At 46.5% G+C, this 22,611-nt stretch carries 24 protein-coding genes and 1 tRNA gene; 5 read left to right on the forward strand and 20 right to left on the reverse strand.

Translation table 11 applies throughout. From position 1 onward, the window contains the following. Positions 1 to 53 precede the first annotated feature (53 nt). From FC15_RS03785 to FC15_RS03850, 14 genes are all read right to left on the reverse strand, one after another. Entirely contained in the window at positions 54 to 887 is an 834-nt protein-coding gene (locus FC15_RS03785) for a virulence-associated E family protein (RefSeq protein WP_057824127.1), read from the reverse strand. Between the two features lie 42 nt (positions 888 to 929). Then, on the reverse strand, positions 930 to 2,393 hold the full coding sequence (tnpC, locus tag FC15_RS03790) for an IS66 family transposase (protein WP_057824129.1): 1,464 nt from the start codon (positions 2,391 to 2,393) through the stop codon (positions 930 to 932). A gap of 192 nt (positions 2,394 to 2,585) precedes the next feature. Next, positions 2,586 to 2,945, reverse strand: a complete 360-nt coding sequence (gene tnpB / locus FC15_RS09450) for an IS66 family insertion sequence element accessory protein TnpB (protein ID WP_057824131.1) — start codon at positions 2,943 to 2,945, stop codon at positions 2,586 to 2,588. Between the two features lie 369 nt (positions 2,946 to 3,314). Next, complete coding sequence (locus tag FC15_RS03800) at positions 3,315 to 4,244, reverse strand: ROK family protein (RefSeq protein WP_027827886.1); 930 nt, start codon at positions 4,242 to 4,244, stop codon at positions 3,315 to 3,317. 51 nt (positions 4,245 to 4,295) lie between these two features. After that, positions 4,296 to 5,300, reverse strand: coding sequence for a LacI family DNA-binding transcriptional regulator (locus FC15_RS03805; protein WP_057824338.1), 1,005 nt, complete (start codon positions 5,298 to 5,300; stop codon positions 4,296 to 4,298). Between the two features lie 277 nt (positions 5,301 to 5,577). Continuing rightward, the gene (locus tag FC15_RS03810) at positions 5,578 to 6,183 is read right to left on the reverse strand and encodes a DUF624 domain-containing protein (RefSeq protein ID WP_027827884.1); all 606 of its coding nucleotides are present in this window, start codon (positions 6,181 to 6,183) and stop codon (positions 5,578 to 5,580) included. 21 nt (positions 6,184 to 6,204) lie between these two features. Next, a complete protein-coding gene (locus FC15_RS03815; protein WP_235803324.1) occupies positions 6,205 to 7,839 on the reverse strand; it encodes a type 2 periplasmic-binding domain-containing protein in 1,635 nt (544 codons plus the stop codon). Positions 7,840 to 7,866: 27 nt separating this feature from the next. Beyond that, a complete protein-coding gene (locus FC15_RS09115; protein ID WP_057824133.1) occupies positions 7,867 to 8,736 on the reverse strand; it encodes a carbohydrate ABC transporter permease in 870 nt (289 codons plus the stop codon). A 12-nt stretch (positions 8,737 to 8,748) separates the two neighbouring features. Further along, a complete protein-coding gene (locus tag FC15_RS09120; protein WP_146979129.1) occupies positions 8,749 to 9,609 on the reverse strand; it encodes an ABC transporter permease in 861 nt (286 codons plus the stop codon). A 128-nt stretch (positions 9,610 to 9,737) separates the two neighbouring features. Continuing rightward, complete coding sequence (locus FC15_RS03830) at positions 9,738 to 11,864, reverse strand: glycoside hydrolase family 3 N-terminal domain-containing protein (RefSeq protein ID WP_057824136.1); 2,127 nt, start codon at positions 11,862 to 11,864, stop codon at positions 9,738 to 9,740. Between the two features lie 275 nt (positions 11,865 to 12,139). Beyond that, positions 12,140 to 12,514, reverse strand: coding sequence for a flotillin family protein (locus tag FC15_RS03835; protein WP_222592713.1), 375 nt, complete (start codon positions 12,512 to 12,514; stop codon positions 12,140 to 12,142). After that, on the reverse strand, positions 12,480 to 13,211 hold the full coding sequence (locus FC15_RS03840; RefSeq protein WP_083479082.1) for an SPFH domain-containing protein: 732 nt from the start codon (positions 13,209 to 13,211) through the stop codon (positions 12,480 to 12,482). Before FC15_RS03840 ends, FC15_RS03835 begins: the two co-directional genes overlap by 35 nt. 3 nt (positions 13,212 to 13,214) lie before the next feature. Next, a complete protein-coding gene (locus FC15_RS03845; protein WP_146979127.1) occupies positions 13,215 to 13,586 on the reverse strand; it encodes a flotillin family protein in 372 nt (123 codons plus the stop codon). A 5-nt stretch (positions 13,587 to 13,591) separates the two neighbouring features. Continuing rightward, positions 13,592 to 13,942, reverse strand: coding sequence for a hypothetical protein (locus FC15_RS03850; protein WP_157051241.1), 351 nt, complete (start codon positions 13,940 to 13,942; stop codon positions 13,592 to 13,594). A gap of 186 nt (positions 13,943 to 14,128) precedes the next feature. Here FC15_RS03850 and FC15_RS03855 point away from each other — a divergent pair, with 186 nt between their 5' ends. The 4 genes from FC15_RS03855 (at position 14,129) to FC15_RS03870 (ending at position 17,369) form a co-directional block, all read left to right on the forward strand. Continuing rightward, positions 14,129 to 14,986 (forward strand): helix-turn-helix transcriptional regulator, encoded by an 858-nt coding sequence (locus FC15_RS03855; RefSeq protein ID WP_057824146.1) that lies wholly within the window; start codon positions 14,129 to 14,131, stop codon positions 14,984 to 14,986. A 101-nt stretch (positions 14,987 to 15,087) separates the two neighbouring features. Beyond that, the gene (locus FC15_RS03860; RefSeq protein WP_057824148.1) at positions 15,088 to 15,627 is read left to right on the forward strand and encodes an MFS transporter; all 540 of its coding nucleotides are present in this window, start codon (positions 15,088 to 15,090) and stop codon (positions 15,625 to 15,627) included. Beyond that, the gene (locus FC15_RS03865) at positions 15,624 to 16,298 is read left to right on the forward strand and encodes an MFS transporter (RefSeq protein WP_057824150.1); all 675 of its coding nucleotides are present in this window, start codon (positions 15,624 to 15,626) and stop codon (positions 16,296 to 16,298) included. The genes FC15_RS03860 and FC15_RS03865 overlap by 4 nt, the downstream gene beginning before the upstream one ends. Before the next feature lie 15 nt (positions 16,299 to 16,313). Continuing rightward, a complete protein-coding gene (locus tag FC15_RS03870; protein ID WP_057824152.1) occupies positions 16,314 to 17,369 on the forward strand; it encodes an alpha/beta hydrolase in 1,056 nt (351 codons plus the stop codon). Positions 17,370 to 17,533: 164 nt separating this feature from the next. Here the strand turns inward: FC15_RS03870 and FC15_RS03875 are convergent, their stop codons facing one another. The 4 genes from FC15_RS03875 to FC15_RS03890 all read right to left on the reverse strand — a co-directional run bounded on the left by FC15_RS03875 (position 17,534) and on the right by FC15_RS03890 (position 20,627). Continuing rightward, positions 17,534 to 18,943, reverse strand: coding sequence for a glycoside hydrolase family 38 C-terminal domain-containing protein (locus FC15_RS03875; protein WP_083479083.1), 1,410 nt, complete (start codon positions 18,941 to 18,943; stop codon positions 17,534 to 17,536). Next, the gene (locus FC15_RS03880) at positions 18,873 to 19,577 is read right to left on the reverse strand and encodes a glycoside hydrolase family 38 N-terminal domain-containing protein (protein ID WP_057824156.1); all 705 of its coding nucleotides are present in this window, start codon (positions 19,575 to 19,577) and stop codon (positions 18,873 to 18,875) included. Before FC15_RS03880 ends, FC15_RS03875 begins: the two co-directional genes overlap by 71 nt. A 181-nt stretch (positions 19,578 to 19,758) precedes the next feature. Continuing rightward, a tRNA-Lys gene (locus FC15_RS03885) sits at positions 19,759 to 19,831 on the reverse strand. Positions 19,832 to 20,042: 211 nt separating this feature from the next. Next, entirely contained in the window at positions 20,043 to 20,627 is a 585-nt protein-coding gene (locus FC15_RS03890) for a guanylate kinase (protein ID WP_235803325.1), read from the reverse strand. A gap of 49 nt (positions 20,628 to 20,676) precedes the next feature. Here FC15_RS03890 and FC15_RS03895 point away from each other — a divergent pair, with 49 nt between their 5' ends. Beyond that, positions 20,677 to 20,901 carry a DUF2187 domain-containing protein gene (locus FC15_RS03895; protein WP_057824158.1) on the forward strand — a complete coding sequence of 75 codons (225 nt, stop codon included), beginning with the start codon at positions 20,677 to 20,679 and terminating at the stop codon, positions 20,899 to 20,901. A 28-nt stretch (positions 20,902 to 20,929) separates the two neighbouring features. Here FC15_RS03895 and FC15_RS03900 read toward each other — a convergent pair whose 3' ends face one another. Then, the gene (locus FC15_RS03900) at positions 20,930 to 21,556 is read right to left on the reverse strand and encodes an LVIS_2131 family protein (RefSeq protein WP_057824160.1); all 627 of its coding nucleotides are present in this window, start codon (positions 21,554 to 21,556) and stop codon (positions 20,930 to 20,932) included. A 57-nt stretch (positions 21,557 to 21,613) separates the two neighbouring features. Further along, positions 21,614 to 22,540, reverse strand: coding sequence for a LysR family transcriptional regulator (locus tag FC15_RS03905; RefSeq protein ID WP_057824162.1), 927 nt, complete (start codon positions 22,538 to 22,540; stop codon positions 21,614 to 21,616). Positions 22,541 to 22,611: the final 71 nt, after the last annotated feature.

The raw sequence follows: 22,611 nt of genomic DNA on the forward strand, positions 1-22,611 counted from the left end.
TTCTATACAATTCAGAAATCTTTTATGCATTTACACAAGATATTTTACGCTCTCTACTTTTTACTTTCTGCTAGAGTTTCGGTATCAGGTGTTAACGGTTCGTGGCCGTCATACCAACTTTTAGCCTCAGCCAATATTTGTAGAATGTCATCTTTATCAGGCTTGATAACGTCCTTTGTAGGTTCGTTTACACCACAATTAATAGGATAAAAACGCCGTTCTCCCGTTGCATCGCCTAAAAACCCCGTATTATTGGTTGATCCAATTAAAACACATTTTCTTAGGTGGAGAGTTGAGTACCTAGAATAGCTTTCTCGGTAGTCGTCTTTTTGAGCACTAATAAAGTTTTTTACATTATCAATATCAGTTGATTTCATCGCTGATAGTTCACCTAATTCAATCAGCCAAACGCCCGCTAATTGTTGATAATCATCTTTACTTTTTCCTAAACCTTTTAATGTGTCTGAAAACTTATCAGGATACAGGTTTTTAATACACGTGCTTTTACCTATTCCCTTTTTCCCAGTTAATATGGGAACAATTTCAAACTTAACACCAGGTTCATATGCACGTGCTACCGCCCCAGTGAGCCAAATTTTGGTGATTGCTCTAGTATATTTATTGTCCTCTGCTCCTAAATAATCAATGAAATAGCGCTCTGCTCGTGGCTTTCTGTCCCAAGTCACGCTCTCGATACGTTCCTTAACTGTATTAAAACTATGATCCCTAGCCACCGATACAACAGCATCACTAATGCTTTCTTTACTAAAAAGGACGCTGTATTTACTTTCAAGGTGAACATGTATTGCAGTGTCATCGCTATCAGACCAAACACCTTTTTTAATGTAAGAGGTCGTTAAACGGGCGTATATGAAAAAGTGGCGCAACCCTCTAACATAAGGATTGCGCCACTGCTGTACTCGAATTATTTATTCGTGGCAGATCTCCTGCACTTTCGGTGACCAGGGTAAATAGTCCTGTAGGACCGTCAAGTCCCCGGGCACCGGCAAATTAGGTAATGCCGCAAACAAATAGTTCAAGTATTGACGAAGGTCGAGGTGATTTATCTCTGCAGTTTTGAGCACACTTAATAAGATGCCCGTCGCTACGGCGCCGCGTTTGCTCTGTGAGAAGAGCCAATTTTTGCGGCCCATCACCAGCTCTTTGACGGCTCGTTCGGCCCGGTTATTGGATAACTCCAACCGGCCGTCTTGGAGAACCGCCCGTAATCCTACTTCATGGCCCAGTGCGTATTCAACTGCGCGACCAAGTTTGGATTTCGGTAAGTAACTGTCACCCAATTCAAACAACCATTTGAAGAAGGCATCCATCTGCGGCTGGAGGTGTTCTTTACGCTGCGCAAGTCGCTCAGTTGCGGGAAGGCCACGCCATCCCTGTTCCAAGTGGAACATCTCATTACAGTATTGCCGACCAATGGGTGCCAATCCGGTATCACCACCGGTAACCGCTTCGTCGAACTTCCGGCGGACGTGCGCCCAGCAATAAACATTGGTCAGATCCGGCAACCGGGGATACACAGCATAGCCATCGGTCTGCAGGTATTTCGTATATCCCCTAAGGAAGCGCTCAGCTTCGCCGTACTCGCGGGTGTCGCCGTGGTCATACAGGATAATTTGATGCTCCGCGAACTTGCCTGAGGTGTAAACCCAGTAATAGGTCTTGGCCTTCTTGATGGCGAGCACCCGGTAGGGCGTCTCATCGGCGTGAATGATATCCTGGGCCAGCAGTTCTTGATGCATCAAATTGTAGAGCGGCCGCAGATATTCTTCGGCTACCTTGATATGCCAATCAGACAGGGCTTGCCGGGTAAAATCTGCGCCACGATTATGCCAGAGCTTTTCTTGCCGGTAATCCGGCACTTTATAGATAAATTTGGTCAAGATTGATTCGGTCACGACCGCATTTGAAGCCATACTGTGGGAGATCACGGGCTTCGGTACATCTGCTTTCTTGGTGATTACCTTACCGTGGTCTTGTAAACACTGCTCGTTAGTGCAGACGTAAGTGTGCTGGTAAACAGTGGTGGCCAACAACTTAACGGGGACAAAGTCGACCTCTTTACGTACGGCTGTCCGCCCAATATCGGCCATCATCTTCCCACATCCTGGGCAAATCTGATCTTCAGTGTCTAAAGTATAGTCGCGAGTGTTTTGTGGTAATTGACTCAGGTCCATCGATTTTCGGTGAACCACTTTCTTAGGGCGTTTCTTGACTGGCTCGTCTTCGCCACTCGCCTTGGCGACCGCTGCTTGTTCTTCCTGGGTGAGCACGTGTTCGTTGAAGAGGTTGGTTTGCCCATCTGGCAAATTTTGGCTGGATTCGCGGCGACGACCATAGAGAACACGCTTCAATACGGCCAGCTGCTCCTGCATCTGTTGGTTTTCGTGGAGTAAATTTTGGACGATAGTCCGTAATTGCTCGGGGGTGGCATCTGCGAGTGCAATGCTATTTTTGGGTCGACCAATGTGTGGCCCTCCTGAATTATTGATTATTGGATTATATCATTTATAGATCATAAAAAGGAAGAGGTAATACCAAATTTCATTTGGCATCCTCTTCCACATTTAATTGGTATATCCGACCCTGCGATCATGAATGGTACGCCTCTCAATAATACTTAGACCAGTGATCAATCGTTTTAACTGGTAATGGCTTAGTCGTTGTACGTCGGACCGGTTGCGGGGCCATTGCAGGTGGCCGTTCTCGAACCGCTTGTAATAGAGGACGAAGCCGCTGCGATCCCAGTAAAGGGCCTTGAACCGGTCCCGCTGACTGCCGCAAAATAGGAATAGTGAGTGGTCGTACGGGACTTCGTTCTCACCATAGAGTTCCCGCAGTGAGGCAGCTAAACCGTCAATTCCTTTGCGGAGGTCAGTCTTGCCACAGATGATGTAGATGTTAAGTTCTTGGATGTTGGGGAACATTACCAGTCAACTCCTGTAAGACGATGTGCAGAGTGCTCCGATCAGCACCATTATAAAAAATCACTTCGGCATCTTTGAGCTTGATTCAAGCAGCTATCTGGGGCTTCCCACCAGTGCTGGGTGTCCGATCTGTCATTTGAACCGGCACAATATCTTTAATTTGAACCATAAAAAGCCTCCTTGTGTACTTGATGACTCAAGCATACAAGGAGGCTACGGCGCGAACCATATACCCGTTTAACGACCGCTTACCAGCTTTGTTATTAATCAAGCAAACTAAAACATGGTCTGATTTCCTTGCCGTTGAGCAGGAAATCAGACCATGTTTTAGTCTATCTGTTGATTACGTTTGTCACGCAATAAAATCAATTAAAGCTTTTGTTTGATCCGGTATGCCGCACCAATCAATCCGGCATCATTCCGTAATTTTGCTGTTTCGATGTGGCCCAGTGCAGTATCTCGAATGCGATTAAGGCTTTCGTGCCGCGTGATATATTCATCGACTGTATCCTGCAGCGTGTGCATAAATCCGTCGTTGGCACTAATTCCCCCACCAATTAAAATTTTTTCTGGATCAAAGTTAGCAAATAAATTAATAATCATAATACTAACATCGCGCAGAAAATCAGACACTGCAATTCCAGCAATTGGATCACCATCGGCGGCAAGTTTGAGAATAATTTGAGCATCCTCCACCTTTTCCGTATTCGGAAATGCCTGGATAACACTCTTGTTGAATCGATCAACAAGTCCTGTAACGACCGATGCATGCCAATTTAAGGAAAAATGCTCCAATTCACAGGTTGGATCAATGTCATGTATAATGTTCCACCCAAATTCTCCAGCCATGCCATGTGCGCCACGGTAGACTTTTCCATCAATGACGATACCACCGCCTACACCAGTTCCCAAAACAACCGTTAGGTACGTTCCTACACCTTGCGCAGCCCCCAACCAGTGTTCGGCAATTGCAGCAGCATTGGCATCATTTTCTACTGCAACTGGCAATCCCGTTTCACGTTCCAGTGTTTGTGCCAATGGATAATCGTTCAAGGATTTGATGGCTCCACCAGTAATCATGTATCCATCATCCCTGACAATTCCAGGTACGGATATTCCAACTCCTGAAATCGTTTCTTTTGTTTTTGCCTTGTTAATAATCCCAATCATCTGGCTGAGTAACTCATCAGCACTATCAATAGTTTCAAATGCTTGCTTGTTGGAAATGTTTCCCTGATCGTCCACTAAGGCATGTTTGACCGTTGTTCCGCCAACATCGAAGCTAACGTATCTTTGCATTGTACCCTCCCCATTCTTCGCCGGCTTCGTAACTGTAATTCCGCTAGCGTTCTATTTTTTTCGTGGTAAAGATGTTGACTCGCGAATAATCAACTTACCTTCTAATCTTTCTTCCTTGCCGCCATCACCACCATTGACCATGTTGATCAACAGTCGAACGGCCATTATGCCTTGACGCGCAATTGGATTACGCACAGTTGTAATTGGTGGTCTGAAATATTGAGCGGCGTCAATATCATCAAAACCAATAACACTAAAATCATTGGGTACTTGGTAGCCCGCATTCTGAATAGCTTTGATGGTCCCAATCGCTCCTAAATCGTTACTGGCTAAAAATGCGGTAACTAGATTCTCTGTTTTATTCAGATACGACTTTACAGCATTATAGGACGCTTCTTCCTCAAACATCCCTTGAAGAATAGGCATCGTATTGGGGTCCAAGCCTGCGTCCTCAACAGCCTTCTGAAATCCGGCCTTCCGCATGTTGCTGTCGTAATTATTATCCAAACCGGCAACGTAGCAGATCCTTTGATGACCCAAATTCAGTAAATATTTTCCTGCTTCATAACCCTCTTTAAACGAATCAAAGGTAATGCTGCACATTTTTTCAGCTGAATCAACTCGATCAAGTAAAACCGTAGGAATCGAATGCTCCTTAATTTGCCCAATATCATGGTCATCAATCGTATGCTCAAAAATGATTGTGCCATCCACAATCCCACCCAGTACACAGTCCATCAGCGCTTGATGATCATGTGTAATAACGACGTGCATGCCATAACCCAGACGAGCAACTTCGTGAGAGATTGCCTCGACCAACGTATAGAAATAGGGGCCGCTAACGCTGTCTGTAAATAAGCCGAGCATTTTAGTCGTACCCGACCGCAATTGCCGGCCCATCAAATTAGGGGCGTAGTTCAGATCCTTAGCCGCTTGAATGACTCGTGCTTTTGTCTCGGGCTTAACAGCGCTTACATTGTTTAGCGCATTAGAGACTGTCGCAATCGAGACGTTGGCTCGCCGAGCTACATCTTTAATCGTATTCCTTTTGGCCACGTCACTCACCCATTTCGAATTCTCGTATTTTCGTTGCTCGTCTCATTATAGCAGTGCACCTAACGCCGTCCACTATACAATTTAGATCGATGAAGACCACGGGGTTTTGGGCAAAGAAGAAGAGAGACCAGTTCATCACGAACCGATCTCTCTCGTATTGACTTACCTTTCACCATGAGCACGGTAAGTTAGCAAGCATCTAAACGCTCTGTCTAGTGATCAGAGATCATCTTTAACCATTAATTGTTGGAATCCTCTGGCCTTGCCTCCAAAGTCTTTAATTCCCTACTGCTTTGCCAAACCCTAAATCCAGGAATCGTGTTAACGGCTTCTTTACCAGCCGCAGGTATATTGCCAAGGCCGCAGCCAAGATAATGACAATCAGGAAGTCTCCTAAATATTTAACTGTTAACCAAGCCAAGAACGTAATTCCGAGCGGATATAGGACGGTACGCATGAATGTAAGTACCGTGAAGAAGAAGCTGGAACGGAGTAATGCATATGCATGCTTTGTCCGAAACTGACTCTGCAACAGGTATACATTCAGATTGAAACACACCAGAAAGCTGGTGAAGATAATGCGCAGAAACCAGAAGAACCCACTTTGGCTCCCACCACTCAGATAGAGTGAAATGGTAAACACAATCGACATTAGCGAAAAGCCCAAAGGCAATAAAGTCTTAAAGAAGTTTTGCCGAAAGGCTCTGACGAATCCACGGATAAACCCTCGGGGCTGGTCTTCACGCAACACTGCAAAGAATGCACTGAGTGAAGCACCAATGGTCACCACGGGTATACTGAAGAGCACTAACAGGGCATTCAGTACGAGCAATCGATAAATCGATTCCAGCCCGTGATAGAACTTACTGTCAATCCGGATCATCGTCATTACCTCCTACGTTAATTACTTCAGTTTCTTAATATTCTTTGCAACTTGCTCGTTACGTGTTTTCACAATTTCGTCCCAGTTGTTATTCTTCCGACGAGCCAGGAAGTCTTTCCAGATCTTGTCAGCTTCACTCTTGGAACCAGTCTTGATGACCTTAACCAAGGTCTGCACTCGATCTGTGTTGATAGCAGTTAAATTACGTGCGAGTGCCGTCCCAGGTGTTGGATCAATATTCTCCACTTCAAATCGGGGTGCTACCTTATTACTCGCCCATTCAACCATTTGGGAAATAGTTGCAGCTGGCTTCTCACCCATTGAAATGGCGTAAGGATCATCGGCTACTTCCCAGTAACTGCCCATTCCATGTTTCTTATCATAGGTTGCTGCGTCCTTGTTCCGTAGTGCTTCCACGTCTGGGGTAAGTACTGCCTGGCCATCCTTCATGGTGTACGTCTTATCCTTAACACCAAAGGTAGTTACCATCGTGCCATGCTTGGAAGCCATATAAGTCAACAATTCCATTGCCTTTTGTGGTTCCTTGGTGTTTTTGGTGATAAATGTGTTGGTCCATCCTGAAATAGATCCACCTGTGAATTGCGGTTCTTGTCCTTTGGAGTTTTTCGGACCATCAACGGCAATGTACGTCTGCTTGGGATTGCGCCGGTTGTTGTCGGCCATGTATTCGTTCAATCCCTTAGTGTTGGAATGGAGATAGGCGAAGTACGTACCTTGCGTCATCTTTTCCTTCATTGTATTGTCATTGTCCGCAAATTGCGCGTTGGTAATTAATCCTTCTGAGTATGCTTGACGGAATGTATCCAACCATGTGAGGTATTCAGGATCGGCATCCCGATCATACCACTTGCCATCCTTAGTAAGTGGAATGCGCAGGAAGTCTTGTAATGTACCGCCAAGTGCTCCGTCTCCACCATTTTGAATATCTAAAGCAGTAGAAGCAAACGGAACCAAAGCAGTGCCATTATCAGTCTTAGGTGCAGCCTTTTTTGCTTCCTGCAGTGCCTTCAAGAAGCCTTCAGGAGTGCTCATATTGGGTTTGCCAATTTTTTCATAGATATCCTTACGGACAATGAATACTTGGTCAGCCACGACGTTCCCATCCTTATAATCATCCTCATTTGTCGAGAAACTCGGATAAGTGTAAAGGTTACCATCCGGCTGCGTATACCACTTCACAGTTTGCGGTTTCGCTGCTGTCGCAAGGAAGTATGGATCATACTTTTTGGACAAAGTATTCAATGGTAACGCAAATTTCTTTGCATTCTGTGCCACGGCCAGCTGACGATCAAAAGTCACAAGATCGGGCAGCTTGCCGGAAGCCATCATCGTGTTTAGTTTGTCATCGTTGCCAGCAACAAACTTCACGTCAATGTTCATATCCTTCTTGATTTGGGCAGAAACGGTGTCTTTTCCCCAACCGGCACGTTTGTACCAGTCAAAGTTGACATACCAAGTAAGGGACGCAGAATGTTTAGTGTCTTTCTGCCAGCTTGGTACCTTTTTATCCGGTGTAAACCGTGCCTTGGGAAGACTATCCGCATTGCTTGAACTATTACTATTACCACAAGCAGTCAGTGTCATAGCACAAACCAACCCGGCTGCTAACGCAACTAATACCTTCTTCATCTTCATGTTTGTCATTCTCCTTAGTTTGAGTGTTTATTCTTTGACAGCCCCAAGCGTCAATCCACTAACAAAGTACTTTTGTAAGAACGGGTAAACTGCAACGACCGGAATCGTCGTGATAACCATTGTTGCCAGCTGCATAGATTGCGATGTGGTCTGGCGTACCACCGCTGTCCCTGTAGCAACAGTTGGCGATAAGTTTTCAGACACGATCTTGTAAAGAAGCTGCTGCAGTGGGAACAAGTTTTCATTATTAACGTAGATATTCGCAGTCATATAATCATTCCACTGATACACGCCATGGTACAGCGCAATAGTTGCAATAACTGGAAGTGACAGTGGAATGATAATTTTGGCAAATACAGTGAATGGCGTTGCACCGTCAATTTCGGCCGATTCTTCTAACGAACGGGGAATTCCACGGAAGAAGTTCATCATGATAATGACATCATAGAAGCTGAATAATACTGGTAGGATATATACCCAGAAGTTGTTCAGCAAACCATACGACTTGAACACCAAGAATGTCGGAATCATCCCACCATTGACGAACATGGTCAAAATACCCATGATTTCAAACCATTTACGGCCAATCAGATCCTCCCGAGTCAAAGCATATGCAGTGATTGCGGTTACAAATGTATGCAACACAATTCCCACAATCGTCTTCGACACCGAAACAATAAACGCAAGATAAATCGCGTGGTTCTCCAGAACAGTATAGTAGCTTTCAAAAGTAAACTTCCTTGGCCACAGGAAGATTCCACCCTTGAGTGCATCCAATGGATCATTGAATGACAGCGCAACAATATTGATTAACGGGAACGCAATGATAATGGTGAAGAAGACCATGAAGACTAAATTCACAAAGTTAAAGATCTTCTCTTCTTTAGTTTTTCGCATGTTGCACCTCCTTTAGAACACACTCTTATCAGAAATCTTTCTAGTACCCCATCTGCTCAAAACAATCAGGATTAAGGATACGACTGATACAAAGATCCCGACCGCTGTAGCATATGAGAAGTTGCCCTGTTTAATACCCATTTTGAACACGTAAGAATTCAGCACTTCGCTTGACGCGTAGTTCAGAGAGTTCTGTAATACCAACGTTTGATCCAAGTTGGATCCCAACAACCCACCGATGGAGAGTATCAAGTTCAATGCAATCATCTGACGAATTCCGGGAATTGTAATGTGAATGATTTGTTGCCACTTGGTCGCGCCATCAATCTTGGCTGCTTCATACAGCGACGGATCAATAGCGGTCATAGAAGCAAGGTACAGAATTGTTCCCCATCCAACTTCTTTCCAGAAATCAGACAATACGGCAATTGCCCAGTATTTATTTGGATCTGCCATAAACTCGATGGGTTTACTGATCACCTTGAGATCCATTAACAGGCTGTTCAGAAAACCAGTGTCTGATAACCACATGATAACCATTCCACCGAGAATTACCCATGATAGAAAGTGCGGCAGATACGAAATTGTCTGAATAAATTTTTTGAAATGTAGGTTAGCTACTTCGTTGATCAGGACAGCCAGCACAATGGCTCCCGGAAAACCAATCAGCATTTTGAAAAACGCAATTCCAAACGTGTTCTTAATAACTGTCCAGAACAATGGATCTTTGAAGAACTCCTGGAAATATTCAAACCCTACCCACGGTGCTCCACCAATGGTATCTAACACCGTGTAGTTTTTGAATGCGATGATCAGGCCATACATTGGGATGAAATTGAATAAAATCATCAAAATGACTGATGGCCAAATCATAGCTTGATAGAATGCTTGATCTTTGAACCGACGGAAGAAGCTTGGCTTCTTGTTTTTGTGTGTAGTCGATGAGTCTTCCAAAGTAACTTACCCCCTTAAATAATGGTTGTTGCCAAGGTTCATAACACTTACTGATAAGTAAGCGTCAACTCTTGATATTCTTCAGCGTTTTCCCCAATTCGAACGATGAAATCACCTTTGTCTGCAAAGCGTTCCAAGTTTGAATGAACATAAGCCAGATCGTCAACTGAAATAGTAAGTGTTACTTGATCAGTTTGATTTGGCTCCAAAACAACCTTGACCCATGACTTCAGCTCAGAGACCGGACGGACAACTGAAGTAATGGTAGAGCCTACGTAACATTGAACCAAAGTCGATGATCGGTAATCAGAATCGTTAGTTACCGCGACAGTAATCTGGATTGGCTGATCATCAGTCAAAACCGGCTGATTAACCTGCAGCTTACCGTACTCAATATGTCCATAAGACAAGCCGTAACCGAACGGATACAATGGTGAGTTCTGACAATCAACATACCGTGAAGTAAATTTTGTTGGATGCTGATCATCAGCCGGCGATCCATTACGTGGTTCATTGTAGTAAATTGGCACTTGACCCGTCGTACGTGGAAATGTCATCGGTAAATGACCCTCTGGAACAGCTTTGCCACTGATCAAGTTGGCCAAGGCATTCCCACCTTCTGTGCCAGGAAACCATGCATAAAGCAACCCGTCTAAATAGGGAACGACATTCGTCAACGCAAGCGGCCGTCCGGCAAAAATGACGCCGATAATCGGTTTGCCAGTGTGCTGTAACCGCCTAATCAATGCCACCTGATCCTCCGGCAATTCAATACGAGTCTTGCATGCTGATTCTCCTGAGTCGTCCTCTCGTTCTCCGAGCCCAACGATTATGACATCAAAATTGGCATAATCCGCAGGATCGCTTGAAATTGGATCAGGTATCAAACTAACATTCTCAAATTGTTTTTTTAATCCCGCATACAGTGAGACTGCGTCATCATGCTTCCCATATGAACTCCAAGCGCCTAGTATCCTCTGTGACGCAGCCAATGGCCCAGTCACTGCAATGTGCGATTTTACTGAAATTGGTAAAACGTTTTTATTTTTTAGTAAAACAACACTTTTCTCTGCTGCGACTCTCGCATATCGGCGTGATTCAGAACTAGGTGCCGGGGGCAGTGTTTCGTGTGCATCAATAAATCGATACGGGTTTTCAAACAGGCCTAAATCATTTTTCAGATTCAACATCCGTAACACTGCTCGGTCCACATCTTCTACAGCAACTTTCTTAGCCGCAACAGCATCAGACAAACCACGGACAAACGCTCCAGCCATCATGTCCATGTCCAATCCAGCGTTTAGAGCCAGCTCTGATGCACGTTCCTGGCTGTCGGCAATATGCATCGTGAGGAGTTTTCCAACTGAACCCCAGTCAGAAATGGCCACGCCGTCAAATTTCAAATACTCGCGCAATACCTTCTTCAAGAGATATTCGCTTGCGGTAGCAGGCAGTCCCTCAAATAAGGTAAATGCTGGCATAATCAGCTTGGCCCCAGCCTCTATGGCTGCCTGAAACGCAGGCAGATAGTCTTGATACAATGATAGCCGTGAAAAATCAACATTATTGTAATCTCTCCCGGCCAGTACCGCACCATAACCGGCATAATGCTTAACACAAGCAGCGATACGCGTTGGATCTTTAACTAGCTCTCCGGGTGCGCCCTGGTAGCCACGAACCATCGCCGCTGCCATCTGCGCGTTAAGGACTGGATCCTCACCGGTGCCTTCCATGACACGGCCCCAACGCGCATCACGGCATAAATCAGCCATGGGCGAAAACGTCACCTGAATTCCCTCTCGAGCTGATTCAGTACCGGCAACATGAGACACTTCTTCAACAAGTTGGGGGGCAAACGTCGCCCCTAACCCTAACGGAATAGGAAACGTTGTCCGATATCCATGGATAATATCGCGCATAAAAACTAATGGTATCTTCAACCGATCCTTTTTCAAGTGCTCGCGTTGCATCGCAATAACTTCATTCCGATCGGTCGCGTTCAGCACTGATCCAAGGCTGTCCAGATATACTTGGTCAACAGCAAAATCGCCCATGATACCTGTCAGCTCACCATCTTCACGTCCCAAATACTGTGGTGTGAACTGCGTCAGCTGACCGATTTTCTCTTTCAACGACATCTTGTCGACTAGGCTCTGGAGCTCCCTCTTCTCCAAACAATCTCCTCCTTGCAGCAAAATGTAAAAACGTTTTGCTTTTCCTTCAAAATCTAAGCCTGCCCAATTTATCGGCAAGCAGCAGAATTCGAAACGTTGTATTGAAACGCTTACAAAGGACATGTTAGCATAGTGGAGAAACAATTGCAACAAAAAAGTATACGTTTTCACTGATATATTTGTTTCTCTTAAAAAGGATTTCTTTGTTCTTCCCGACCACAAAAAGACCTCATCCTTCAAATTAGGAGGGACGAGGTCTTATATTAATACCGTCCTTAGTGCGTGTGTGCAGCAGTCTCCTCGGCGTCGTGGCCTGTACTGCGAGTTTTTCCTCGATTCTCTTTGATTGCAGATACTAACTGTTTATTCCCGGCCTGCTGGGTCAGCGATCCATTAATCAGCTCTGCAAAATCGATTCCTGTCGCTTCTTTAACCATCGCAAACGTCTTGGTTAGCCCCGTCACGCCCGCATTACCAATGCTGTCATCCCCGGCACCGCTGAATTGGACGATCTTATCGACATTCGCATACGGTGCCGTGAGGGCAGTGGCAATCTCTGGCAGCTTATCAATGATCATTTGCAGCTTACCAGCTTCGTTCATCTTGGCCAGCGCCTCAGCCTGCTTCTCCGTGCTCTCGGCTTGGACCAACCCGACCTGCCGAATCCGCTCGGCTTCCGCCTTCCGCCTGCAGCTTGATCTGTTCCGCTTGGGCTTCGGCCTGAGCAATTTGTCGGGCCTTCTCCGCCTCAGCGGACTGCTTCGCCACATACAGATCTGCGTCCGCCTTGGTGTTGCTCTCGGCCTCGTATTGTTTCCGCTTCAGATCGGCTTCTTTGGCTTGGATGGCAATGTTCTGCTCCTGCTCGGCGATGTCTTTACCCTTTTGCGCCAGCATTGCGGCTTTTTTCGCGTCGGCCTTGGCGACTTCCTGTTGTTTCTGGTAGTCGGCCATCTTCAAGGACTTTTCCTTCTGGGCGTCCGCAATCTCGGTCTCCCGCTCCAGCTCGGCCTTCGTAGCTTCCTGCTCAGCACTGGCTTTCTTGATCCGCACTTCCCGATTGGCATTGGCCTCGGCAATCTGGGCTTCCTGCCGGACTGTTGCAATCTGAGGTTTGCCTAAGCTCTCAATGTAGCCATTAGAATCCTTGATTTCCTGCAAGGTAAACGAAATGATCTGGAAACCCATATTTTCAATATAATCGGACACTTGACCCTGGACTTCCTGTGAGAACTTCTCCCGGTTGCCCAGAATTTCTTCCACTGTCATCCGGCCGATGATGTCCCGGGTACCGCCTTCCAGGACGGCGGTCAGTTCACTGATGATTTCCTGTTTCTCTTTGCCCAGGAATTACTCCGCCACAGTGGCGATCTCTTTCAGCGAGTTGCCCACCTTAACGTTCACGGCCCCCGTCACGGCGATGGGAACTTGTTGCTGGGAGTTTATTTCCGGCGTTTCGATCTGGATCTGCAAGGACGACATGCTCAATTCCTTTGCCGATTGCAGCACCGGGATCAGAAATGTCCCACCGCCTTGGATGATCTTGATGCGCTTCGACCCGTTGGGATCCTTGTACACATTCTTGCTGCCCAGCAGTGCACCGGAAATAATCAGTGCTTTGTCCGGCGACGGCTTCCGGTAGCGGGAAACCACGATGAAGAGCAATAGAACGATAATAACGACTGCCCAAATGACGGGGTTAGCAATGAATTCTTCGACCATGCGCATTATGCCTCCTTGTTTTGCAGATCTGCTTTGATGACGTACAACACACCATCTTTTTCTTCCACGATAACGACCAGCGTGCCCTTTTCCAGCCGCAAATTGGCCGCCCGCTCCTCTTCCCGGTACAATTTGGCGGACCGCAGATTCACCGTGCCCCCGGGAATCAGCAGGCTCACTTGGCCCTTTTGGTCTCCCTCATTGGGCACAGTGACTCGACCAATCAGGTCGTCATCGGGATGGGTGGCCAGCGATTTCTCTCGATTGCTGGTCAGCCGGTTCACGATGATGCCAAAGGGGATCAACAGGACGTTGATGAGTACGATCAGCACGAACAACACCGCCAGAATGGCCAACACTTGGACCCACCACGGCCAGGTCAGGAACATAGCTATGAGATTATTAATCGCTTCCACCCCCGTTTGGCTTAATCATACTGGACGACAAGAGAGAAAGCTAGAAAAAACATTCACAGGTTGGCCAATTTCTTTTCTTCCGTATAATAACTACTAACAGGCACTACTTATGAGAGGTGAAGAGTCATGTACAAACACGAAGTCGTCAGTGCCGATCCGGGCCTGCCGTTCAAAATCGTGATCCATCAGGGGCAAGAATCAGCCATTGTCCGCCACTGGCACCGGGCACTGGAGATTGACTACATTATTGCTGGCCGGGCAAAATACACCATCGCTGGCACTGAATTGGCAGCGGCACCCGGCGATGTCATTGTCATCAATACCAATGTCGTCCACGCCATCTTGGCGGAACCGTTGCGGCCGGCCCGAGCAGTGACTTTGCTTCTGCCCTATGACTGGCTGCGTCAGCAAATTCCAGATTATGATCAGTGGCGATTTGCCGTACCCATTGGCAGTCAGCACCCAGGCCCGCCCTCTGCCGCTCTGAAGGCATTGCAAGCCGCATTGCTTGATATCGGTCAGACAGAAAACGGTGTGCACAATGCAACCATTCGCCGCTTGAACCATCTGCGCGATATTTACACCATTTTGAGCCTCCTGATGACCCACTTTGCAGAGCCCGACAATTCGGCCAACACGCTGACAACCGCAGCGCGGATGAGCAGCGTAATTACCTATCTCACAGAGCATGCTAACGAGCCCTTGACTTTGCCGGCAGTGGCCGACCAGGTACACTTGTCGGTCGGCTACTTGTCCCGAGATTTCAAAAAGCAGATTGGGGTGCCATTAATGACCTATTTGAGTCAGTTGCGGCTGCAAAATGCCTATGATTTGCTCACCAACTCCGATCTGCCCATTAGCACCATCGCCGATCAGACTGGCTTTCCCAACGAAAAATCATTCCGCCAGCGATTCACCAAAACATACGGGCAACGGCCAAGCGCCTACCGTCAAAATTTACAGAGGTCAAAAATTGACCGTTAAGTCGGCAGAATACGTCCACTGTTTAAAGCGGTTCCACAATATACTCATTCTTGTAAGCGATTAACGCAGCTGTGCTTCGCAAGTTAAGGAGTGATTATATTATGACCCGTTCAAAGCCATCATCCATTTGGTTCAAGTCGGCCCTGCTGTCCATCTCCATGATGCTGATGATTGCGCCAAACATTGCGGCCGCTTTGCCGCTAACGGCCAAAACGTTCTCTGACCAATCCGCCTCAGCCGTTGACACCCTGTCTACGATTCCGAACTTAGGCATCATTCTGGGGATTGTGTTGGGTAATGTGCTCGCCACCCAGCTTGGGGCCAAGCGTACCGTCTTGACCGGTTTGGCCGTGGCCCTACTATCCGGGCTGGTACCCGTCGTCAGCAACAGTTATTACGTGGTCCTCGCTGCCCGCCTCATTTTCGGCATTGCCGTGGGTACGTTCAATTCGTTGGCCATCAGCCTCATTTCTGACTACTATCGCGGCGATGAATTAGCCGCGATGATGGGCTACCAGAGTGCTATTTCGTCTCTGGGCAGTTCCCTGCTGTCCTTCGCTGTCGGCTATCTGCTTCTCTTTGGCTGGCATGCCACGTTCCTCATCTATGTTATTGCCCTGCCGATCATGATCTTGTCATGATCTTGTTCGGTCTGGTGATGCCCAATGATCAGCCGGCACCAGCGGCGAAAGATACCGCCCAGACCCCGAAAACCAAGCAGCACATCAATGCCGCGGTGATCCTCATTTCGCTGCTCACGTTCTTCATCTATGTCTTCTTCATGGTGGTGACCATCAAGCTGGCCGGTCTGCTCACCGCGAACCATCTTGGTACCGCCAGTCAGGCGTCTGCAATTCTCGGCGGGTTTACCCTCGTGACCATGTTGATGGGCTTGCTGTTCGGCCGCATCTATAAACTGCTGCAAAATAAGATCCTACCCCCCGGTTTCATCTTGATGGCCGTTGGCTTCTACTTAGTCAGTACAGTGAGCAGCCTCGCCATAGTAGCCGTTGGTACAGTAATCATCGGCATCGGCTTCGCCGTCAGTATTCCCTACATCTATACGATCATCAACGTGGCCGCACCAGCCAACTCTAAGAATCTGGCCAGTTCGGTCATGCTGATCATGACTAACGTCGGTGTCTTTCTCTCCCCGACCATCGTGAACGCGCTCGCCAGCTTGACCGGCAAGGACGAAGCCGCCGGCAGCATGGTTGTCGCCAGTATCGGTTTCCTGATTTTAGCCGTCATCGTCGCCGCCGTGGTCATCAGCCAAAAACGGACAAAACCAACTGCCCAAGAAATCAACTAGAAAGAGGCCTTGATCATGTTAGAAACAGCAGCATCATTATTACCCACCGTCCCCGTTGTGAATACGAGTTATACGGCTAAATTAGTCCCCGGGCAGAAAGCGGCCGGCATTCTCGACCCCCACGCCAAAACGGAAATCACCCCTAAGGAAGCTGGTCAGCCGACCGACCCCTCGGGCATTCCCAACGTCCAAGCCGCCCGGGCCGCGATGGGCTGGCCCACCGCCCACTATACAGTCCGCCATCCGTTGACGATTGAAAACACCCAATTGCATGGCGTTGGCGTACGTACTTATGTCCAAAAAGAACTGGCCGCCGACACACTGCCCGCACTCCTGTTTATCCACGGCGGCGGCTTCTTCGGCGGCAGCCTGGACAACGTGGAGCAGCCTTGCCGCCTGCTGGCCGATGAAGGCCGCGTCCGGGTCATTTCCGTGGACTATGGCTTGGCCCCGGAGCATCCCTATCCCCAGGATGTCATTGACACCTATAACACCCTCACGGCCCTTCACCATCAGGCCGCCGCACTGCATATTGATGCCCACCGCATCACGATCATGGGCGATTCTGCCGGCGGCAATCTCACCTATGTCGTGAGTCTGTTGGATCGGCAATTAGGCACCAACTATATTGCCAGTGCCGTAGCCCTGTACCCCGTCACGTATCAGGGGCATCCGCCTGTTTTGCGCCAGCAATTCGACGATCCAGCCCACTGGCAGCCGGCGCAGGACCAAGACCTCATCACCAATTATATCCGCGGTTTTTCCCAGAGCAGCCCGTTGATCGATCAATGGTATGTCGGGGGCGCTGATCCAGAAAGTTGGTATATTTCGCCACTGAATGCGCCTTCTGAGCTGCTGGCTAAATTGCCGCGAACGCTGTTCATGGTGGGCGAGTTTGATCCGCTCCGTTTCCAGGGTGAAGCATTCTACAACAAGGTGAAGGCAGCTGGCGGCGATATTCGTTATATCCGGTATAACGGGATGGTGCATGCGTTTATGGATAAGGTTGGCGATTATGTACAAGCTGAGGATAGTTTGCGGGAGGCGCTACGGTTTATCACTGAGGAGTAAGAAAAGCATTTAGAATTACCGTGATAATAAAGGAATTCGCTTGGTTCAGTATTCATACTGAACCAAGCGGATTCCTTTTGCTGATGATATTGAAAATGGTTCCCCCTGATCGGAATTCAATGGAGCACCGATTCTGCCAGTGCAGCCATTCTCAACCGTTTCTGCTAACGTTCGAAAGCAAGTGTGACGACTTCGTATGGCTTCAACGAAACTAAAATTCCATCTTGATTATTTAACACTTCTGGGTGCGTTTCATCAAGTCTAACTCTGCTCACTTGTCCAAAGTCAAACTGCGGCACCACCTTAACGACTGCATTTTGCCCCGCATATTCATGGAACCGTAAAATTGCTTGGTTCCCCTCCTCGCTGTGTTTGATCGCATCAACCATCACCGGTTGCTCCGTCTCAAAAGTAAACAACGGTTTAGAAATTTTCTTTGGTTCACCTTCAATTGCAGTCAGGCCATGATTCAACGCCATCGCAATCTCCTCAACTCGACCAGTCACGAAGTCTCCAGCATGTGGCAATAAGCTGTAAGTAAAGTCGTGTTCTCCCTGGTCAGCCTCTGTGTCAGGATCTATTCCTGACTTTAGAAGTGACAGGGACAGCTGCCCCTTTTTAACACTATAACCATACTTGGAATCATTAAGCAAAGAAACTCCATAATCGTGTTGCGAAAGATCCGCCCACTTGTGACCGACAGTTTCGAACTTCGCTATTTCCCAGCTTGTATTACTGGTTGTTGGCCGCGCGACATTGCCATACTGAATGTCAAAAGTCGCATAATTCGACAGGATGGCAGTATTAAAAGCCGTTCGCAGCAAGAATTGATGTTCATGCCAATCAATATGCGTTTTGAAATCAATCCGGCGTGAATTAGTGTACAGAGTCATCGTTTGCACCACTGTTGAATTTTGGAAGGTATAGTGAAAGTCAACCCGTTGCGTTAGAGGACCCGGCGTATGGACCACAACCTGATTTGCGTGTAGGATAATCGCTTTTTCTGGATAATCCGCGTCAATGTTCCAATTATCAAAAGAAGTCGGACGATCTTCGTAAACTGTTAGAACATTACTCCTATTACCAATCGCCAATACTTCACGTGCATTATCACGATCATAAATCGAAGTCAGTTGACCATTATCATCCCATTTCACCTGATAGTGCGCATTAGCAACCATATTCTGGTCCGCCTTCCCGCTGGATACCATAATATCATCGGCCGTAAAGCGAATTACGGTCTCAGATAACCCAGGGACACTTACTGCGACCAAGTATTGCTCACCATGTTTTTCAGACTTCAAAATACGTCCCTCATTGTCAGTAAAATATCCAGTACGCGCTTCTGAAACTGTGACCAAATCGGTCAGTGTCCACGCATTTAGGTTCCGTATCGTATATAAATCTGGTGTGCGGATGTAATGCGCATCGTCTAATGCTTTGTTTAACTTAGTGATTTCAGAGAAGCAGGCTTCGTACTCCACTTTATTATCCTCGTAAACTTCATGGATCGAACTGCCAGGCAAGATGTCGTGGAATTGGTTGCATAGGATGCGTTCCCATAGTTTCTGAATTTTGCCTGTTGGATATGCAGCTCCGTATGGTCATACCTGCTTTTACATAGCGAGCTTCCAGATCGCGCATCGCAAATTCAAGCTGTCTATTTTCCTTCTTGACCCGTGCTTGCGAAGTATAGGTTCCCCGGTGAAATTCTAAATAGAGCTCGCCATTCCATTCTGCTGGTTTTTGGCTGCTTTCCTTGATAGTCCTTTGCAACTGTCTGAAATAGTCGTCAACCCGTGTTGGTTTAACCGTTGGTAACGCAGGTAATTGATCAATCATTTTCATGTTTTCAATCATTTCCCGCTGTGGACCACCGCCGCCGTCGCCCCATCCATACGATAACAGCAAATCATTATTCAACATCTTATCAGCGTAAACTGAATAACTGCCCAAAACCGTATGGGGTGTAATTTTACCATTGTAAGTGTATTCGAAGTTATTCGTATTCTTGTACGGCACACCGGGATCAACGGTGGTAATAAAATGGGTCAAGACCTCGGACCCATCAATTCCTTTCCAAATGAATGTATCATGCGGCATCCGATTAGTGTCGTTCCAGCTGATTTTGGTGGTCATGAAGTTGTTAATACCAAAGCCCTTCATAATTTGCGGTAACGCCCATGAATAGCCAAAAACGTCTGGCAACCACAAAACATGCAGCATAATTAAAGGTTATGATAAAAAGTAATTAAAAAGAACATGAGCTTCCACATTCTCAACGAAATGAGAAAGGGAGTTCATGTTCTTTTTTGATATTTTAGGCAACAAAAAAAACCAGCAACCACGGCGTTTTAACGCTGCGTGATTGCTGGTTAATATCAGTTAATGGGTGGCCAGGGGATCGAACCCTGGACCCACGGATTAAGAGTCCGTTGCTCTGCCAGCTGAGCTAGCCACCCATGTATTTCTGACGACTTAAATATTCTAGCATAGGATTTAATGACCTGCAACCCTTATTGGCAATTTTTTGTCATTATTCGAATAGAAATGTCTTTAAAGTTGATATTCAAGCACTTTCAAGGCTGTTTGGTAAATTCATCGCAAATCTCAGTCTAAAGTCTTGTGCCTATTTTTTTGAGTATGCTATACTACACCTTATTATTTGTTAGCTTAGAGTTTCACGTTAGTCTTAATGACTTCTTTAAGCAACTGATCTACTTGTGCTTGTGCTTGCTCGAAAGTATCATTCACGATGACGTGGGCAATTGACTTTAATGCAGTTGGAACTTGAAGGTCACGTTTGAATTCGGCACTTGCTAAGCGTTTCTCGATTTCTTGAGGAACATCCCCGCGTCGCTTCAGACGATCTAATAGGACTTGTGGATCAGAGACAGTCACATAAAGCACGATGATTTGCTTGGGCATGACTTGTGCATATGCCTCTGCACCCTTCGTCTCCAAGACCAGACTAACAAATGGTTGTTGCTGCCAAGCTTTCTGCAAAGCTTCACGCGAAGACCCATAGTGATAGCCAGAATACGCGACTGATTCGATATAATGATTTTTTTTGAAGCTTTCTTCTGTTTCAAAGTAGTAATCACGACCATCGACTTCATTCGCGCGTGGTGGCCGCGTCGTATGTGTCAGGACGCGTTGTATCCCATAATGATCGCGCAAATAGTGACTGATCGTTGTTTTGCCAGTACCAGAAGCACCTGTGATCACAATTAATTGATTAGCAATTGCTCTACCCAATTTTTAATCCCCAGACTATTAAAATTAACCCGACAGTGAGGCTATGATAATGAATATCTCTGAAATACACGTAGGTGACCAATTGCGTGGTCACGTTAAAGAAGACATGGAAAAAGAATTTGTTGGTGAAGTTGAGAAAATCTACGAAAACTCGGTTCTACTACAAATTACCCAGAGTGATGAAATTGATAAAAGTAACGTGATGGAACTGAACAACAAGATTGTCATCAGTTGCCACAGCGTTAAACCCGTCGAATCTTCAGAAGCTGAATAATTGTTGCCTGCGCGACTAGCATCGCAATTTATTCAGCCGGCTTGCTGACAAAGACACTCGATGGCACACGAATCATCGTATAATCCAAGGCGTTGTGACCCACACGCATACCGAGGCCATTCCAGAACGTTGGCCGATAGGTAGCGCGTACCGTTGCAGCAAATGCTTCATACTTTTTGTCTGCATTCTTGATCATCTTGCTTGGGAAACGATATGCCCGCGCACCAATCGTGATTGGATCCTCGCCGGTTGCAATGCTAGCATGAATACTCTTCACCTGATACTTATTGCCCTGTGTCCAGTAGGTATATCTTTGAATTGGCGTTTTACCCTCGCCCTGCTCGACTGTCACGAAATAACCGTTACGACCATTAGTCTGTAGCACCAAAGGGGTTGTTGAATACTTCACGCGAACTAAATCCTGGTCGGTCACATCGACGTGGCGCAAGAATGTTTGATAGCCCATAACGCTCAGTCCACCTAAAAAAATAACAACTAATAATAAATCAAGTAAAAACGTCGACCAACTAAACGTCCGTCGCGACATGACGATCATCTTAATGTGGCGATGTCGAATATTTTGGACAATAAAAATTAAGTACACCAATAAGATGAACCATGCGATTAATCCAATCCAATTCCATGCTGAATTCATTGTAAGTCCTCCTGCAAATCTATAGCTAAATTATAACGTATTATGAGTTGCCTTGCCTCAATTTTCGTCTTTTTTTAATCTTTCATCGTGCTCACCTAAATATCGATGGCCATACGCCGTGGAGAGATACCGATGAATCTCTGCAATCATTCGCTTCGTTGAGGGTGCCTGCGCCTGCACACTATTCGTGACCAAACAGACCGTCCGGAAGAATGGTTCCGAGAATGGAAAAACATGGACATCACCGCTTAATTTTTGCAAGGCTAATTCTGGTAAAATCCCTAGTCCTAAGTCGCTAGCCACCATCGATAAAATCGATTGATCATCAATCGAATAAGAGATGGAGTTAGGCGTCACGTTATAACGGTCGAGGGCTTTTTTTGTGTCACCATCATAATCAACTTTTTGTAAAATAAAGCGTCGCTGACCGATATCTTCAAGCGTCACATGTTGCGCATCCTGCGGTTCAAAATTCGTCGGTGTCACACAATAAATCGGATCTTTCAGCAAGGGCTCAACCAGTAAGTGACTCGCAACGGGTAAAGCTGAAAAGCCAATATCCAGACGACCTTGCTGAACCATTTGATCAATCTCACGAAACGTCCCTTGTATGATGGTAATCTCGATTTGTGGATATTTCTTCCGAAATGACCGAATAATCGGCGGTAACCAATTAATACAGACACTACTGAAGGCGCCAATCCGAATTGTCCCTGAGTTAACCCCGTGAATATCATCCGCAACTTGTCGTAAACGGGCCTCCATATTTAACATCGATTGGACGATGGGATAAATTTTTTCACCATCCGGAGTTAAGGTGACCCCCGTTCGATTACGAACAAACAGTGGAAAACCAAGTTCATTTTCAAACTGGGCAATTGAATGACTAACTGCACTCGGCGTCACGTTTAGCGCTTGCGCCGCCTGATAAAACGTCTTATAAGTTACCACTTTTGCGAAAACTTCATATTGAAAAACTGCCACTTTAAATACACCTCCTCATTGGAAAACGGGTCAGCTTAAATGCATGTTGAATTATTTTCATCTGATACTGA

The organism is Lapidilactobacillus concavus DSM 17758 (assembly GCF_001435835.1).
Classification (GTDB): domain Bacteria; phylum Bacillota; class Bacilli; order Lactobacillales; family Lactobacillaceae; genus Lapidilactobacillus; species Lapidilactobacillus concavus.

Coding starts and splice junctions, on each gene's coding strand:
- tnpC (WP_057824129.1), bottom strand. CDS start 2,393: ATGCAGGAGCAGCTGGCCGTATTGAAGCGTGTTCTCTATGGTCGTCGC.
- tnpB (WP_057824131.1), bottom strand. CDS start 2,945: ATGTTCCCCAACATCCAAGAACTTAACATCTACATCATCTGTGGCAAG.
- FC15_RS03800 (WP_027827886.1), bottom strand. CDS start 4,244: ATGCAAAGATACGTTAGCTTCGATGTTGGCGGAACAACGGTCAAACAT.
- FC15_RS03810 (WP_027827884.1), bottom strand. CDS start 6,183: ATGATCCGGATTGACAGTAAGTTCTATCACGGGCTGGAATCGATTTAT.
- FC15_RS03815 (WP_235803324.1), bottom strand. CDS start 7,839: ATGAAGATGAAGAAGGTATTAGTTGCGTTAGCAGCCGGGTTGGTTTGT.
- FC15_RS09115 (WP_057824133.1), bottom strand. CDS start 8,736: ATGCGAAAAACTAAAGAAGAGAAGATCTTTAACTTTGTGAATTTAGTC.
- FC15_RS09120 (WP_146979129.1), bottom strand. CDS start 9,609: ATGATTTGGCCATCAGTCATTTTGATGATTTTATTCAATTTCATCCCA.
- FC15_RS03845 (WP_146979127.1), bottom strand. CDS start 13,586: ATGGTCGAAGAATTCATTGCTAACCCCGTCATTTGGGCAGTCGTTATT.
- FC15_RS03855 (WP_057824146.1), top strand. CDS start 14,129: ATGTACAAACACGAAGTCGTCAGTGCCGATCCGGGCCTGCCGTTCAAA.
- FC15_RS03860 (WP_057824148.1), top strand. CDS start 15,088: ATGACCCGTTCAAAGCCATCATCCATTTGGTTCAAGTCGGCCCTGCTG.
- FC15_RS03865 (WP_057824150.1), top strand. CDS start 15,624: ATGATCTTGTTCGGTCTGGTGATGCCCAATGATCAGCCGGCACCAGCG.
- FC15_RS03870 (WP_057824152.1), top strand. CDS start 16,314: ATGTTAGAAACAGCAGCATCATTATTACCCACCGTCCCCGTTGTGAAT.
- FC15_RS03895 (WP_057824158.1), top strand. CDS start 20,677: ATGAATATCTCTGAAATACACGTAGGTGACCAATTGCGTGGTCACGTT.
- FC15_RS03900 (WP_057824160.1), bottom strand. CDS start 21,556: ATGAATTCAGCATGGAATTGGATTGGATTAATCGCATGGTTCATCTTA.